At 67.1% G+C, this 13,747-nt stretch carries 13 protein-coding genes; 4 read left to right on the top strand and 9 right to left on the bottom strand.

Annotation, left to right across the window (positions count from 1 at the left end):
* Window positions 1-4 precede the first annotated feature (4 nt).
* From ACYQ1Z_RS12615 to ACYQ1Z_RS12605, 3 genes are read right to left on the bottom strand one after another with little or no spacing between them, the layout of a single operon-like run.
* Window positions 5-682 carry an urea amidolyase associated protein UAAP2 gene (locus tag ACYQ1Z_RS12615; RefSeq protein WP_459792871.1) on the bottom strand — a complete coding sequence of 226 codons (678 nt, stop codon included), beginning with the start codon at window positions 680-682 and terminating at the stop codon, window positions 5-7.
* Window positions 679-1,554, bottom strand: a complete 876-nt coding sequence (locus tag ACYQ1Z_RS12610; RefSeq protein WP_459792870.1) for an urea amidolyase associated protein UAAP1 — start codon at window positions 1,552-1,554, stop codon at window positions 679-681. Before ACYQ1Z_RS12610 ends, ACYQ1Z_RS12615 begins: the two co-directional genes overlap by 4 nt.
* 44 nt (window positions 1,555-1,598) lie before the next feature.
* Window positions 1,599-3,101, bottom strand: coding sequence for an amino acid permease (locus ACYQ1Z_RS12605; RefSeq protein WP_459792869.1), 1,503 nt, complete (start codon window positions 3,099-3,101; stop codon window positions 1,599-1,601).
* Window positions 3,102-3,329: 228 nt separating this feature from the next.
* Here ACYQ1Z_RS12605 and ACYQ1Z_RS12600 point away from each other — a divergent pair, with 228 nt between their 5' ends.
* Together ACYQ1Z_RS12600 and ACYQ1Z_RS12595 are read left to right on the top strand one after the other, a co-directional pair.
* Entirely contained in the window at window positions 3,330-4,022 is a 693-nt protein-coding gene (locus ACYQ1Z_RS12600) for a TetR/AcrR family transcriptional regulator (RefSeq protein WP_459792868.1), read from the top strand.
* A 49-nt stretch (window positions 4,023-4,071) separates the two neighbouring features.
* Window positions 4,072-4,908: an alpha/beta fold hydrolase gene (locus ACYQ1Z_RS12595; RefSeq protein WP_459792867.1), complete on the top strand. Its 837-nt coding sequence runs from the start codon at window positions 4,072-4,074 to the stop codon at window positions 4,906-4,908.
* An 83-nt stretch (window positions 4,909-4,991) separates the two neighbouring features.
* Here the strand turns inward: ACYQ1Z_RS12595 and ACYQ1Z_RS12590 are convergent, their stop codons facing one another.
* Window positions 4,992-6,470 carry a DHA2 family efflux MFS transporter permease subunit gene (locus tag ACYQ1Z_RS12590; RefSeq protein WP_459792866.1) on the bottom strand — a complete coding sequence of 493 codons (1,479 nt, stop codon included), beginning with the start codon at window positions 6,468-6,470 and terminating at the stop codon, window positions 4,992-4,994.
* Window positions 6,471-6,597: 127 nt separating this feature from the next.
* Window positions 6,598-7,164, bottom strand: coding sequence for a type 1 glutamine amidotransferase domain-containing protein (locus ACYQ1Z_RS12585; protein ID WP_459792865.1), 567 nt, complete (start codon window positions 7,162-7,164; stop codon window positions 6,598-6,600).
* A gap of 285 nt (window positions 7,165-7,449) precedes the next feature.
* Here ACYQ1Z_RS12585 and ACYQ1Z_RS12580 point away from each other — a divergent pair, with 285 nt between their 5' ends.
* The gene (locus ACYQ1Z_RS12580) at window positions 7,450-9,210 is read left to right on the top strand and encodes an HNH endonuclease signature motif containing protein (RefSeq protein WP_459792864.1); all 1,761 of its coding nucleotides are present in this window, start codon (window positions 7,450-7,452) and stop codon (window positions 9,208-9,210) included.
* Window positions 9,211-9,355: 145 nt separating this feature from the next.
* Here ACYQ1Z_RS12580 and ACYQ1Z_RS12575 read toward each other — a convergent pair whose 3' ends face one another.
* Window positions 9,356-9,976: a TetR/AcrR family transcriptional regulator gene (locus ACYQ1Z_RS12575; RefSeq protein ID WP_459792863.1), complete on the bottom strand. Its 621-nt coding sequence runs from the start codon at window positions 9,974-9,976 to the stop codon at window positions 9,356-9,358.
* Between the two features lie 128 nt (window positions 9,977-10,104).
* Here ACYQ1Z_RS12575 and ACYQ1Z_RS12570 point away from each other — a divergent pair, with 128 nt between their 5' ends.
* Window positions 10,105-10,371: a hypothetical protein gene (locus tag ACYQ1Z_RS12570; protein ID WP_459792862.1), complete on the top strand. Its 267-nt coding sequence runs from the start codon at window positions 10,105-10,107 to the stop codon at window positions 10,369-10,371.
* 20 nt (window positions 10,372-10,391) lie between these two features.
* Here ACYQ1Z_RS12570 and panC read toward each other — a convergent pair whose 3' ends face one another.
* Genes panC through ACYQ1Z_RS12555 form a run of 3 tightly spaced genes read right to left on the bottom strand, consistent with a single transcriptional unit; the run spans window position 10,392 to window position 13,742 of the window.
* Window positions 10,392-11,294: a pantoate--beta-alanine ligase gene (panC, locus tag ACYQ1Z_RS12565; RefSeq protein WP_459792861.1), complete on the bottom strand. Its 903-nt coding sequence runs from the start codon at window positions 11,292-11,294 to the stop codon at window positions 10,392-10,394.
* 2 nt (window positions 11,295-11,296) lie between these two features.
* Window positions 11,297-12,190 carry a Rossmann-like and DUF2520 domain-containing protein gene (locus ACYQ1Z_RS12560; RefSeq protein ID WP_459792860.1) on the bottom strand — a complete coding sequence of 298 codons (894 nt, stop codon included), beginning with the start codon at window positions 12,188-12,190 and terminating at the stop codon, window positions 11,297-11,299.
* A complete protein-coding gene (locus ACYQ1Z_RS12555) occupies window positions 12,183-13,742 on the bottom strand; it encodes a PH domain-containing protein (RefSeq protein WP_459792979.1) in 1,560 nt (519 codons plus the stop codon). Before ACYQ1Z_RS12555 ends, ACYQ1Z_RS12560 begins: the two co-directional genes overlap by 8 nt.
* Window positions 13,743-13,747 lie beyond the last annotated feature (5 nt).

Raw genomic sequence — 13,747 nt, 5'->3', positions numbered from 1 at the left:
CTGGTCACAGTGCTGCCTCCGGCCGGGTGACGATCATGCGGACAGGGGTGGGGTTGAAGCCGTTGCAGGGGTTGTTGACCTGGGGGCAGTTGGAGACGAGCACCAGGGTGTCCACCTCGGCGCGCAGCGCCACGCGCTTGCCGGGGGCGGAGAGTCCGTCGACGATGCCCAGTGCTCCATCCGGATCCACGGGAACGTTCATGAACCAGTTGATGTTGGACACCAGGTCCCGCTTGCCGAGGCCCCAGCGGGAGCCTTCGATCAGGAAGTTCTCCACGCAGGCGTGCTGTTCGCGGGTGTGCTGCCCGTAACGCAGGGTGTTGGATTCCTGGGAGCAGGCGCCGCCGATGGTGTCGTGCACGCCGACTTCATCTGCCAGCACCGTCATCAGGGGCGCGCCGGTGTCGGCCCGCAGGACCGAACCGGTGGTGAGGACGATTGACTGCTGGGTGGCGATGGTGACCGGCGCCGAGTAGCGGACGGTGGTGTCCTCCGCGGCGTACAGCAGGCAGTCAACGGCCTGGTTGCCTTCCAGGTCCACGATGGTGAGCACGTCTCCGGCAGACACCACGGCCGACCACGGTCCGCGCGCCTCCACGAATTCGTCCAGCACCACGGCGCCGGGTACCAACGCGGTTTCGCTTGCGTCCGGGATGGTCTGGGAATCAATGGCGGTGTTCATCGGGCGTTCCTTGCGGTGAGGTCGTGTTCGGTGTTGCGGAGTGCCTGCAGGTGCTCGGGGGCCAGGGGCCCTATGAGGCGGCCCGCCTCCAGCGCGGCCAAGTCCTGCGGGGCGTGCCAGGCGGTGATGTCCACGGCGGTTCCGGTGAAGGCCGGGCGCGGATCCAGGGGATGTGCCGTGTTGGCGAGGACCAGGACGGCGTCCATCTGGAGCAGGAGCTCGACGGCGGCACCCGGGCCCGCGCTGCCGGTGAACGCGATGGTGCCGGCAGGGTCCACGGTAATGCCCTTGAAAAAGGACACCGACGGCGCCACGTCCTTGGGTCCCAGGCCGCTCTTGAGGGCCCCGAGGGTGAGCAGTTCGCGGGCTGCCGGGGACGGGCTGTGTGCCGTTCCGGCGCCGTACTTCTCGGTGTTCCCGGCGAGTGTGGTGGCGCCGGCCAGGGCGTCGTGGCGGGATGACGTGTCCGAAACGATGGTGGCCATCAGGCGGCCGGCGTCGGAAAGCAGCGGGTGGCCGGTACCCGGGTAGGCCTGCCAGGGGACCTTGACGGTGTCCGCGACGTTGAGCCGCTCGTGCAGGGAACCGGCCCGGTACAGCAGCGCGTGGACACAGGCGTCGCCCGCCGTGTCGGTGAGCCGGACCCGGGTGCCGCGGGACAGGGGCAGGACCGTGTAGCGGCCAAAGGCGAGGGACTCCGCCCAGGTGGGGGCCGCGCCGTCGGGAACTGCCGCCAGGAGGCGGGCCGGGGCCGAAGCCGCGGGGACGAAGCGCATGGTCCCGGCGGTTTTGCCGTGCTGCTCCCGGGCGTGGGCGCGGGCGCCGGCCGTTGTGGCGGTGCCGGTTGCTGCTGATTCGAGGGTCTGGGTCATGTCAGTCCTGTGTCGTTTCGAAGCTGTGTGTGGACGTCTGGGTCTTAGGCGTTGGCTGCCAGGTTCCGGCGGCGGACCCAGAGGCCCAGGAGGAGGACCACCGTCACCATCAGCGGCGCGGAGTAGAGGAGGATGCCGTTTTCGCCGGACGGGTCATACACCTCGGGCCGCGGCCAGGCGAGGTTGACGACCATCAGGGCCCCGTAAAGCACGGCGAGGATGTTGACCGGCAGCCCCCACCGGCCAAGGGAGAACAGGCCGGCCGGCATGGTTTGGCCCACCCGGTTCCAGTCGCCGCGGAGGCGGTTGACCAGCTGCGGCACGGTGACCAGGAGGTAGGCCAGGTACACCATGACGATGCAGACGCTGGTGAGGGTGGTGAACAGTGCCGCGTTGCCGACGTTGATGGCGAGCACGCCCACGGCCAGCGCGCCGATGACGATGGACGGCCACATCGGGGTGCCGCGGGTGGGGTGTACGGAGGAGAGCAGCGCAGAGGCGGGAAGCTTGCCGTCGCGCGCCATGGAGAAGACCAGGCGCGAGCCTGCCGTCTGGATCGCGAGGGTGCAGACGAAGATGGCGATCGCGACGTCCACCAGCAGGACCTTCCCCCAGAACGTGCCGAGGACCGCGGTGAGGACGTACGGGAGGCCCTCGGTAGCGAGCCGGCCGTCGTCGAGGCTGGGGGCGGCCATCAGGGCGGTGATGATCATCAGCGCTCCGCCGAGGCCGGAGATGAGAAGGGCGGAGAGGATGGTGCGCGGGGCGGTGCGGCGCGGGTCCTTCGTTTCCTCGGACAGTTCCCCGGCGGAGTTGAAGCCGACCATCACATAGGCGGCCATCAGGCCCGAGACGAGGAAGGCTCCCACTGCGCCCAGCTCCGAGGTCTGCAGCACCGTGGTGTCCCCCACCACGCCAGGTCCGCGCTGCGCGGCGCTGATGAGCGCCAGGACCACAGCGGCGACGCCGACGATTTCGCAGGTCACTCCGACGGAGTTCACGTGGGACATGAGCTTGACGCCCAGGGAGTTGATGATGGTGGTTGCCACCAGGAGCACAGCCCCGAGGACGACGGCGTTCGCCGCCCCGCTGACCGTGTTGAGGGCCGGATCGCCACCAACCACCTGGAAGCCTTCCCACAGCTGAGGAAGGACCACCTGCAGGGCGATGGCCGCGGCTGCGGCGGTAACCACCTGTGCGATTGCCATGAACCAGCCGGCGAACCAGCCGATCCCCTCTCCCCCGACGCGGCGCGCCCACTGGTAGACAGCGCCGGACAGTGGGTAGCGGGCGGCGAGCTCGGCGAAGTTCAGCGCGACCAGCAGCTGGCCCACCAGGACTACCGGCCAGGTCCAGAAGAATGCGGGACCGGCGAAGGAATAGCCGAAGGCGAAAAGCTGGAAGATCGTGGTGAGGATGGACACGAAGGAGAAGCCGGCTGCGAAGGAGGCGTAGCGGCCGAGTTTTCGGTGGAGGGTGGGCTGGTAGCCAAGGGACGTCAGGTCCGCATCGTCCTGGTGGACTGCGGGGAGCACGCTTGAAGTCATCGGAATCTCCGGGGCTGGAACGGCAGGGGAGGTGGAGCCTTCCGGCAGGTGCAGCGCTCGGCCGATGGCTGCGGATTACCGGTCAATTGATAGTTTTCCAGCGCGATGTCCCCAAACAGTTTCACTTCTGTAAACGTCTAATAGACATCTTGTTTCGGAAGGATTTCCGGCCTCTCACCGCATGTTTCCGGTGCGATCAGCCCTCAGGGGTAGTGCAAGAATGATCCGGTGACTTCAGCCGGACCGGGACGCCCACGCCGCCAGCAACCCTCCCGACCAGGGGCCACCGCCCGGGACGAGATCCTCGACGCCGCGGCGGAGCTGTTCACCACCCAGGGCTATGCCAGCACCTCCACAAGGTCCATTGCCGACGCGGTGGGAATCCGGCAGTCCTCCCTCTACCACCATTTCAAGACCAAGGACGAGATCCTCGAGGACCTCCTGGAGGGGACTGTTGCCGGCGGACTTGCGTTTGCGCGGGCTGCCGCGGCGGACACCCCCGGTGAGGTCCCCGGGAGCAGGCTTCACGCCGTCGCGCTTTATGACGGAACGCTGCTCTGCGGCGCGCGCTGGAACCTCGGCGTCCTGTACCACCTGCCCGAAGTCCGAAGCGGACGCTTTGCCCGGTTCCTGGACGACCGGCAGGAACTGCGCCGGCTGTACCGGGAACTGGGTGCTGGGCTTGCCGGCGCCGACGGATCAGGCAGCAGCCGACCAGGCAGCGGCGGATCAGGCAGCGGCGGCGACTTTACCTTCCGCCTGGTCGAGTCCCTGATCAGCCTTCGCGCGGACGGCCTGGCCACTCCGGACTCCCCGATGGAAGCCGCTGATGCCGGCCTTGCCCTGTGCGGCCTCGCCGCCATGTTGCCCCGCATCCGGGAGGAAAGTGCCGTGCTGATCGAGCGGCACGCCCAGGCCTGACCGCCGCGGCATTATGCCGGCGCTCAGGTTGCTCGGCTAGGCTCGGAACATGACGCGCGAGAACATCAGGACCCCCGACGGCGGCTCTCTGGAGCTCTTCTCCACCGGCGCGGAACTGGCTTCCGCCGGTTCGGGCGTGGTGGTCGTCCCGCCCTCCATGGTGACCGCCACGGATTACACGAAATTCGCCCAGAAACTGAGTGCGGCCCTCGGCCGGCCGGTGCACACGTTTAACCGCCGGGGCCGCGGTTCCTCGTCGCCCCAGCCGGAGGACTACACGCTGGACGTGGACATCCGGGACCTGGACACCGTCATGAAGCACACCTCCAGCACCGACGTCTTCGGCCACAGCTTTGGCGGGGCGGTGGCCCTGCATGCGGCACGGACCCTTCCGGTGGAGCGGCTCGCGGTGTACGACCCCGCCGTCTCGGTCAACCACTCCGTCAAGGCTGACTGGATCGGCGAGTATGAGGCCGCCGTCGCCGCCGGGGATGACGACCGCGCCTTGGCCGTCATCCAGCGCGGGCTCGAGTCAGGCGGGCACTTGTCCTCCCGGATGCCGCTGTCCATGCTGACCCTCGCCAACAAGCTCACCGCCGGCACGTCCGAGGGCAAGCAGCAGCGCGAACTGATGCGCACGGGTGTCCGCGAGATCAAGGCGATCATCGCCGCGGACATGCCGGCGGAGCCGTTCCTCGCCCTGCCGCTGGAAACGCTGATCGTGGTGGGCGAGAAGAGCCCGGCCTACTTCGGGGTGGCCTGCGGCCAGATCCATGACGTGCTGTCCGGCTCCAGTTACACCATCCTCCCGGGCTTCGGGCACGACGGCGTCATCAAGGCCCCGGACGTCCTGGTCAAGGAACTCGCGGACTTTTACGCCGGCTGACCCATGTAAGTAGCAGTAAGTGTCGTTTTGAATGGTCAAAACGACACTTACTGCTACCCAGTTGGATTACTCCCGGGGACGTCTCAGTGCGCGGGGCCGTGGCCCGCGCCGGCACCTTCCGTCTTGCGCATCATCGCTGAAAGGACGACGGCGGCGAGGGCTATGACGGTCGCCGTCATGAAGGCGGCGCTCATCCCGGCGACGAGTCCCGAAGCTGCTGAAACAACGGCGAAGATGGACACCAGCAGTGCCGTGCCGGCGGCGCCGGCAACCTGCTGGGTGGTGCTCATGATCGCCGAGCCGTGCGAGTACAGGTGGGGCGGCAGCGGGTTCAGGCCGGTGGTGAACGCGGGCGTAAACAGCAGCGCCAGGCCGAAACTCAGCCCCACGTGCAAGGCGACGATCCACGCAACCGGCGTGCCGGCGTCGAGCATGGAAAACTGCCAGAGCGTCGCGACCATCAGGACGGAACCGGTAACGGTGAGCGGAAGCGGCCCTACCTTGTCGAACAACCGCCCGATGACCGGACCCAGCAGACCCATGGCCAGGCCCCCGGGGAGCAAAGCGAGGCCGGTCTCCAGCGAACCGAGCCCACGGACTTCCTGAAGGTAGAGCGGGAGCAGGATCACGCCGCCGAACAGGGCCATCATGGCAACGACCATCAGCAGCACCGAGACGGTGAACATCCTGAAGTTGAACGCGCGCAGGTCCAGCAACGGCGCTTCGGCCTTCTGCAGCCTGACCTGCCGGGTTACGAAGACCGCCAGGGCGGCCACACCGATCACCAGGGCGGCAATGGCCCCGGCATTGGGACCGGCCTGGCCGCCGTGGCCGCCGCCAATCTGGCTCAGGCCGTAGACCAGGCCGCCGAACGCAGGAACGGTGAGGAGCACGGAGAAGAAGTCGAGCCGGGTCCGCTCCACCTCGCCCACATTGGTGAGGTACTTGGCGCCGATCGCCAGGGCGGCGAGGGCCACAGGCAGGACGAACACGAACATAAAGCGCCAGGTGAAGTGTTCCAGGATCAGGCCCGAAACCGTGGGACCCATGGCGGGAGCAACGGAGATCGCGATGCTGACATTCCCCATCACGGCGCCGCGCTTGGCGAGCGGAACCAGCGTAAGGATGGTGGTCATGAGCAGCGGCAGCATGATGGCGGTGCCGCCGGCCTGGATGATGCGGGCGAGCAGCAGGATCTCGAACCCGGGAGCCACGGCCGCCAGGGCGGTACCGCCCGCGAACAGTCCCATGGCGAGCATAAAGACCTTGCGTGTGGACAGGCTTTGCAGGATGAAGCCGGTGGTCGGGATGACCACGGCCATGGTCAGCATGAACCCGGTGGCGAGCCACTGGACGGTGGGCGCATCAACCCGCAGGTCCACCATGAGCCGCTGCAACGCCACGTTCATGATGGTTTCGTTGAGGATCACCACGAACGTGGCCACCAGCAGCGTGCTGATGACGGTCACCGACTCCCGGGACATCTTTTCCGGCACTGCCGGCGTGGTTGCTGCTCTTTGGGCGGGCTGGCCGGTGGCGTTCGGCGAAGCTTCGGTAGACATGAGTGTTCCCTCAGGGAGAGTAATGGGTGATGCGCGAACCAGAGCCGCTGCAGATGCCAACACTCTACCGGCTGGAGTAATTCCTCCGCGCCGGATCTTTTTTCAAACCCTAAGGGAACAGATGATGTCAGGCCGTTTGCCCGGCGTGCTGCCCTTCGGAGATCTCCTCCACCAGCTTGTTGTTGAACGCGGGCAGGTCATCAGGGTTCCGGCTTGTCACCAGGCCCTGGTCCACCACAACTTCCTGGTCGGTCCAGTTGGCACCGGCGTTCTTGAGGTCGGTTTCCAAGGTGTAGTAGGACGTGACGTTGCGGCCGCGCACCACGCCGGCGTCGATGAGCACCCACGGGCCGTGGCAGATCGAGGCCACCGGCTTGTGCTGCTCGAAGAAGCTGCGGGTGAAGCTTTGCGCGTCCTTATCCGCCCTAAGGTGGTCCGCGTTGACGACGCCGCCCGGCAGGACCAGGGCGTCGAAGTCGGAGGCGTTGACCTCGGCAACGGTGATGTCCACGTCGAACGTGTCGCCCTTGTCCGTGCCCTTGAAGCCCTGCAGCTTGCCGCTCTTGGGAGCCACGAGCGTGGGCACGCCGCCGGCGTCCTTGACTGCCTGCCAGGGGCTGGTCAATTCGACCTGCTCCACGCCGTCCGTCAGCAGGAATGCGACCTTCTTGCCTGCGATGCTGTGTTCTGACATTGTTCCTCCTCACCTTGTGGCGGCTTCCGCCCGCTAACTGGGCGCAAAATACCGCGTTGAGAGTTGTTTGCCTGACAGGTTCCAGCCTAGGAACAATAAAAGTAATAAGCAAGCTGACTATTTCTGCGGCCGGCCTAGGGTAAAGGAATCACGACGGCGGCAGCGGGCCTTGGCGGACCCCTCGCCTTGGCCAGTGCATGCCTTGGGCCACGTCCTCCCGCGGGCCGGGCTCCTGCTTGCTCCCGCATGGACAAGAATGTCAGACCCCCGTTAGACGATATTGCTATGGAAAACGGGACGGGAACGGGGGCATGGATGGAAGAACTTCACGCCTCTTATGCGGCTCTCGCCGCGCTTACCGCTGAGGACACCGCCCTCGCCTCTGCCGGAACTTCGGCTGTAGCCGGGGACGGGGTTGACGTCCTCCAGCGGGCCTACGAGATCCGGCTCGAACGCCTGGGCGTAACAAAGAAACTGCAGGCCCAGCTGTCCGCGCTTCAGGCGCAGGACGCGTCCGGGGCCTTGGACCTGCAGCACGCGATGACACCGCCGGATGCGCCCCTGCACGAGCGGACCTACACCGAGATGTCGACCATCGAGGAGATCGCCGGGATCCTGACCATCAGTTCCGGGGCCGCGTCCGCGTTCGTAGCCCAGTCCCGGCAGGTCTGTGCGCTGCCGCGGGTGGTGGATGCCCTGTCGGCCGGGGCCCTGTCCTGGCAGCAGGCCCGGATCTTCGCCGACGAAACCGAGGCCCTGGACCACCCTGCTGCGGCCGCTTTGGTGGAGCATTTCCTCGACCCCGGCGCGCCCAACCCCGCCCATGGCTGCCCTGCCGCGGAGCTGGTGCCCACCCGGCTGCGGGCGAAAGTTCGGGGCTGGCGGGAACGCCACCACCCCGGATCCATAGAAAAACGCCACCGCAAGTCCGCGGCGGACCGGCGGATCGAATACACCCCGGACCGGGACGGCATGGCATGGATCTCCGCCTACCTCCCAGCAGACCAGGCACTGGCCATCAACAACGGCCTCACCGCAACCGCCAGGACCCTGCAGGGACCCAACGAAAACCGCACCCTCACCCAACTCAAAACCGACGTCTTCGCCGCAAGGCTCCTCACCAACCGGACAGCCACCACCCCGGATCCCGGCGGCACGGACCCGGACAACATTACGGATCCGGGCACGAATCAAGACCTGGGTAGGGTCCCCACGCCCCGCGCCGAGGTTCTCGTGACCGTCCCGGTGTTCGCGCTCCTGGGCCTGACCGACGAGCCCGCCGAACTCGACGGCTACGGCCCCATCCCCGCCTCCATGGCCCGCCAACTCCTCGCCGGCGGGGCCGAATCCTTCCGCCGCGTCCTGCTCGACCCGAGGGACGGGACACCCCTGGAAATCGGCCGCACCAGCTACCGGCTCGCCAAAGCCATGAAAAAGGCGCTGCAGCTGCGGGACGGCAAGTGTGTCTTCCCCGGCTGCAGCAACAACGCCCTCGACAACGACACCGACCACCTCACAGCCTGGCAACACGGCGGAACCACCGGCATCAGCAACCTCGCCCAACTCTGCCCCAAACACCACCGCCTAAAACACAACAGCAGGTGGGAACCAACAGCCGCCACAAAAGACGAACCACCCGGCTGGACCTCACCCACCGGCCGCCACTACACAGCCGAACAACCCGACCGCCAACCACCGAAGTGGCCAGCTGGTATGGGTGTGGCGCCGGTGGGAGTGGAAGAACCCGGGAAGGGACAGGGTTCAGAAACTGGCGATCCGGACACAGCGTTCGACGCAGGACCAGCCGCACCCCCCCGGCCCGATCCTGCATGGCCCGATCCTGCATGGCCCGATCCTGCGTGGTTTGATTCGGCACCGGCCGATCTGGAGCCTCCTTGGGAAGAACCCGAGGATGAGAACCTCGTTAATGCCAACGATTTCGAACCCGATGACCCCATCTGGGATGCCTTCTACGCCAAATCCTTCATCCTGCCACCCGACCCACAACCGGACTGGGCCTTCATACTGGAGGCCACTGCTCCCTAGCCCCGTCGGTCAAACCGACGGCTGCACACGGGTGAGCGCTACGGCTGAGGGCTACGGCCCCGCACTTTGAAGCACTGCCCCGGAAGCCAAGCTCCAGACCCTGCAGGCCGGCGCACTCCCGCCGACGTACTCCCTCCTTAGGCAGCTACGGCCGGTGGTGCTCAATCAGCCAGCCCGCCATTTGCTGGGCACGCTTGTTGGCCTGCATGTCGCCCTCAGTGGCGGAGATGATGGACCCCTTCATCAGGATGTGCCAGGACCGTGCGAATTCGTCGGGCCGGACCAGCCCGGCTTCCTCAGCCAGGGCCTGCACATGTCCCCTGATCCGGGCCAAATAGTCGATGCTGGCCTGGCCGAGCGGGTGGGCCGGGCCCATCTCCAAAAGAACATTGACGAAGGAGCACGCCTCGAAATCCTCGCGGAGGAACCAGTCGCCGAAAACATCGAAGATGGCCAGCAATTGTTCCTCAGGAGTGTTCCCGCGGCGCCGGGCTTCAGAAACAATGGTGTTAACCGTCCACTGCCTGTCGCGCTGATCAAGGAATGCCAGGACCAGGGAGTCCTTCGACGGGAAATGCCGGTAGAACGTCGCCTTGGCTACGCCAGACCGCTCAATCAATTCGTTGACGCCCACGTCGCGGACTCCCCGGCGTGAAAAGAGCTCGTACGCCACTGCGAGGATCCTGTCCACGGAACCGGCAGGGCTGATGGCCGCCTCATCCGCAGTCGTCGCGGGAGGCGGTGAAAACTCTGCCTCGGGATTCATCGCAATTCCAGTCTAACTCGGGGAAGACAGACCAGTCTTTCCCGCTGTAGTGTTTTCCTACGCGCAGTGCTTACGACACCGTGGAGGCCCCCAAACCGGCCGCTTCGGAATGGTGCAAGGAGGCCCCGATGTCAGCAGAGCGGATGTTCCAAAGCGTACCGTCCGATCCTGACCCCTGGATGGGCAGTGACACGCCTGCAGAGATCCGGCAGTTCGCCATCGAATCCCTCCGTTGGCAGGCCCAGGAAATCATCGATGAACTGCTCGCCAGTAAAGAGCCCGCCGAAGAGCTGTCCCGGGCAAGGCTCCGCCGCTGCGTTGCCAGGAACCCGGGCCGTCCCGAACGCGCACTCCTCGAACAGCTCATGACTAACCGGGAGCACCCCGGACTGTAACCGGGACTCGCCTCCGGATCTCAGGAACCCAGCGGCGCGTTGTCGATCAGGCGCACCGGACCCACCTTGGCTGCGATGAGGGCCAGGGCCTCGCCCCGGAACGGCGTCTCGCGGCAATTCTCAGCCAGCGGCTCCAGGGTGGCCGGATCGACAACGTCGAAGTAGTCCAACGCCACCAAAGGCTGGGACTCCACCAGGGCCACAGCCGAATCCAGGTCCAGCGGCTCCCGCGCGGCCGCCCGCTCCTCCAGCAGCCGCAGCGCCCGCGACAGCACCAAAGCAGCCTCAAGCTCGTTGTCGGACAGGAAGCGGTTGCGGCTGGACAGCGCCAGCCCTTCAGCGGACCGGACCGTTGGTACACCCACAATCTTCACGGGGAAGTTCAGGTCAGCCACCATCCGCCGGACCAGCGCCAGTTGCTGGGCGTCTTTCTGGCCGAAGTATGCGCGGTATGCCGGCAGGCCTGCGCCGGGCAGCCCCGCAGCCGGGATTCCGTAATGCAGCAGCTTGGCCACCACCGTGAGCGCGCCGTCGAAGTGGCCGGGACGGGATGCGCCCTCCCACTTCTCCCCCAGCCGCCCGGAGGTGACCCGCACCAGCGGTTCACCGCCCGGATACACCTCCTCCACGGACGGCGCGAATGCCAGGTCAACGCCTTCGGCCTCCAACAAGGCCAGGTCGGCATCCAACGTGCGCGGGTAGCGGTCCAGGTCCACAGCGTCGCCGAACTGCAGCGGGTTCACGAAAATGGTGGCCACCACAACGTCGTTTTGCCCGACGGCGGCGCGGGCCAGCGCCGCATGGCCCTCATGGAGTGCCCCCATGGTTGGTACCAGCCCCTGGGAGGTACCCTGCTTGGCCCTGAGCAGCCGGGCGCTTTCGGCATGCAGCTCTGCCACGGTGGTAACGAGTTTGATGGGCATCGTCAGTCCTCCTTCGGTTCCAGGGCGTGGCGCAGCCCCTCCAGTTGACCGGCTTTCAGCAACCCGCGACCGTCTGCACGCAGCGCGGTGGCGCGTGCCATCGCAAGGTAGGCCGCCAGGACATCGCCCTGCCCGCCGCCGTCGTACTCCCGCAAAGCCGCAGCATGGGCGGTAACCGTGCCCACGTCACCGCGGGCGACCGGGCCTGTCAGGGCGGACTCCCCCGAGGCCAGCGCGTTTTCCAGCGTCGCCCGCAGTAACGGGCCAAGCATGCGTTCGGGCTGTTCAACACCTACCTCCGCCAGCAGCTGCGAGGCCTGGGCCACGAGGGTCACCAGGTGGTTGGACCCGTGCGCCAACGCGGCGTGATAGAGGGTCCGGTCCGCCTCGGCAATCACCACCGGCTCCGCGCCCATCTCCACGACGAGCGCCTGCGCGATGGGCAACATGGCGGCGTCGGCCGTGACACCGAACGTGCAGTCCAGCAGCCGTGTCAGGTCCAGGCTCATTCCGGTAAACGTCATGGCCGGATGCAGCGCCAGCGGAACGGCGCCGGCCGCCCTTACAGGATGCAGGACACCCACACCGTACCGCCCGGACGTGTGCGCCACCAGCTGGCCGGGCTGCCAGGCACCAAGCTTGGCCAGCCCGTCCACAAGCTCCGGCAAGGCGTCGTCCGGCACGGCGAGGAGCACCAGTTCGGCACGCTCCACGATTTCCTGCACGTCAAGGACCGGAACGCCGGGGAGCAGCGCCTCCGCCCGCTCCCGGCTCGCGTCGGACACCGCGGAGACCCCGACGACGGCGTGCTCAGCGGCGCGCAGGGCGGCGCCAAGCACCGCCCCCACTTTGCCGGCACCGATGATTCCGACGCCGAGGCGTCCGGGTTTAGCCATGCTGCGGGCCTTCCTTGGTACGGGTTTCGACGGGCTCAACCACCGGGGCGCGGGTTTCGACGGTCTCACCCACCGGCGCGACCTCCCTGAGCCCCACCTCCCTGAGCCATTGTTCCGTTGTCTGCCGCTTCCGGGCCAGCCGTGCCCGGGCGGACTGTTCGTCGAACAGGACCAAAGCTTCGTCCACGCCCGCCTGGGTCAAACGGGGGGTTACGGGACCGGCGGTGGTGTGCAGCATCAGGTCGGCAACGCGGAACCGGCGGGCCAACGGGCCCTGGTGCAGCGCCATGGATTGGGTGCGCTGGTGCGGCACGACCACCAGGTCCCGCCACCACCGGCCGGAACGGATGAGCAGGGCGGTGCCGGTGGCCGTGAAGCCGTTGCGGCGCCATCCCAGCGGCGCAAGGAACCGCGCCCGACGCGGGGTGGTGACGAACCCGCCGTCGGAATCCATTCCGGTGAGGCCGGCTCCAAACACCGCTGCGGGGAGGTCGGTGCCGGGATCCGGCAGCACCAGGGCCAGCATGTTCATGACATCGTCGAGCTTACCCACCGGCAGAAGCGTGGTCCGGGACGAGCCCTCCCCCGCATTGTCGACCAGCCCATAGCCGGCCACGTTGACCTGCATGCGGTACCAGCCGAGGGGGCGCCATAACGGCGGCTGGGAAATCTTGAGGGCCTGGATCCGCCCGGGGGGCAGCGTCTGCGCCTGTGTGTCGAGCAGCCCGTAGCGGAGCCGGATGCCGTCCGGCGAGATGGCGGCGGTGAAGTTGTAGCCCTTGTTGAACAGGTTCCAGTAGCTCGCTGCGAGGCCGAGCGCCGCGGGAATCAGGTAGAGGTAGAACCCCTGGTTGTCGGTGACCGCAGACAGCACCACGGACGCCACGGCGCCCATGACAACGAAAAAGCTTTGCTCGCTAAGCAGCAGCGACCCGATAAGGCGCGACGGCGGCACGGCCAGTACCGGATACTCGGGCGCCTCGGGTGCTGCCTCGCCGGGCGTCTCGGCCCCCGTGCTGACGCCCGCGGCGCGGGCCAGGATCGTGGCCCGCAGCTGCCTTGCGTCGTCGATCCTGAGGTAGGCCAAACGGACTGCTGATTCGCCGGCGTCGGCCACCTCGAATTTGAGTTCGGCCAGGCCGAAGATCCGCGCCAGCAGGGGCTGCACGATGTCGATGGCCTGCACCCGGTCCAGCCGCGCCTGCCTCTGCTGCCGGAACAGGAGGCCGCTGTTGACCCGGACGTAGCCGCCGGACACCTGGTACTTGGTGAAATACCAGCTCAGGATGAAGCCCAGCACGGCAATGAGCAGGAGGCCGCCGCCGCCGGCCAGCAGGAATGGCGCCCTGCCGGCGAGCTCATCCTGGAATACCGGCCTGCCCTGCAGCGCACGCTCGAAAATGTCGCGGCCGAAGAAGAAGCCAATGGCGGCAAGCGCCACCCAGCCGCGGACAAATGGCGACGCCGGGTGCACACGCAGCCAGCCGCCGTCGGGCTCTGACGTTCCTGCAACCGCGGGCTTGCCGGCGGCGGGCACCCCGGCCGGCGGCACGGGCC

This window comes from Arthrobacter sp. AD-310 (assembly GCF_054656615.1).
Note: the sequence above shows the minus strand (reverse complement) of the source record. Positions and strands in the feature narration are given on the sequence as shown.

What these genes read in the sequence shown, in the direction of transcription:
- ACYQ1Z_RS12615 (WP_459792871.1), bottom strand. Translation starts at nt 682, where the DNA reads ATGAACACCGCCATTGATTCCCAGACCATCCCGGACGCAAGCGAAACC.
- ACYQ1Z_RS12610 (WP_459792870.1), bottom strand. Translation starts at nt 1,554, where the DNA reads ATGACCCAGACCCTCGAATCAGCAGCAACCGGCACCGCCACAACGGCC.
- ACYQ1Z_RS12605 (WP_459792869.1), bottom strand. Translation starts at nt 3,101, where the DNA reads ATGACTTCAAGCGTGCTCCCCGCAGTCCACCAGGACGATGCGGACCTG.
- ACYQ1Z_RS12595 (WP_459792867.1), top strand. Translation starts at nt 4,072, where the DNA reads ATGACGCGCGAGAACATCAGGACCCCCGACGGCGGCTCTCTGGAGCTC.
- ACYQ1Z_RS12590 (WP_459792866.1), bottom strand. Translation starts at nt 6,470, where the DNA reads ATGTCTACCGAAGCTTCGCCGAACGCCACCGGCCAGCCCGCCCAAAGA.
- ACYQ1Z_RS12585 (WP_459792865.1), bottom strand. Translation starts at nt 7,164, where the DNA reads ATGTCAGAACACAGCATCGCAGGCAAGAAGGTCGCATTCCTGCTGACG.
- ACYQ1Z_RS12580 (WP_459792864.1), top strand. Translation starts at nt 7,450, where the DNA reads ATGGAAAACGGGACGGGAACGGGGGCATGGATGGAAGAACTTCACGCC.
- ACYQ1Z_RS12575 (WP_459792863.1), bottom strand. Translation starts at nt 9,976, where the DNA reads ATGAATCCCGAGGCAGAGTTTTCACCGCCTCCCGCGACGACTGCGGAT.
- ACYQ1Z_RS12570 (WP_459792862.1), top strand. Translation starts at nt 10,105, where the DNA reads ATGTCAGCAGAGCGGATGTTCCAAAGCGTACCGTCCGATCCTGACCCC.
- panC (WP_459792861.1), bottom strand. Translation starts at nt 11,294, where the DNA reads ATGCCCATCAAACTCGTTACCACCGTGGCAGAGCTGCATGCCGAAAGC.
- ACYQ1Z_RS12560 (WP_459792860.1), bottom strand. Translation starts at nt 12,190, where the DNA reads ATGGCTAAACCCGGACGCCTCGGCGTCGGAATCATCGGTGCCGGCAAA.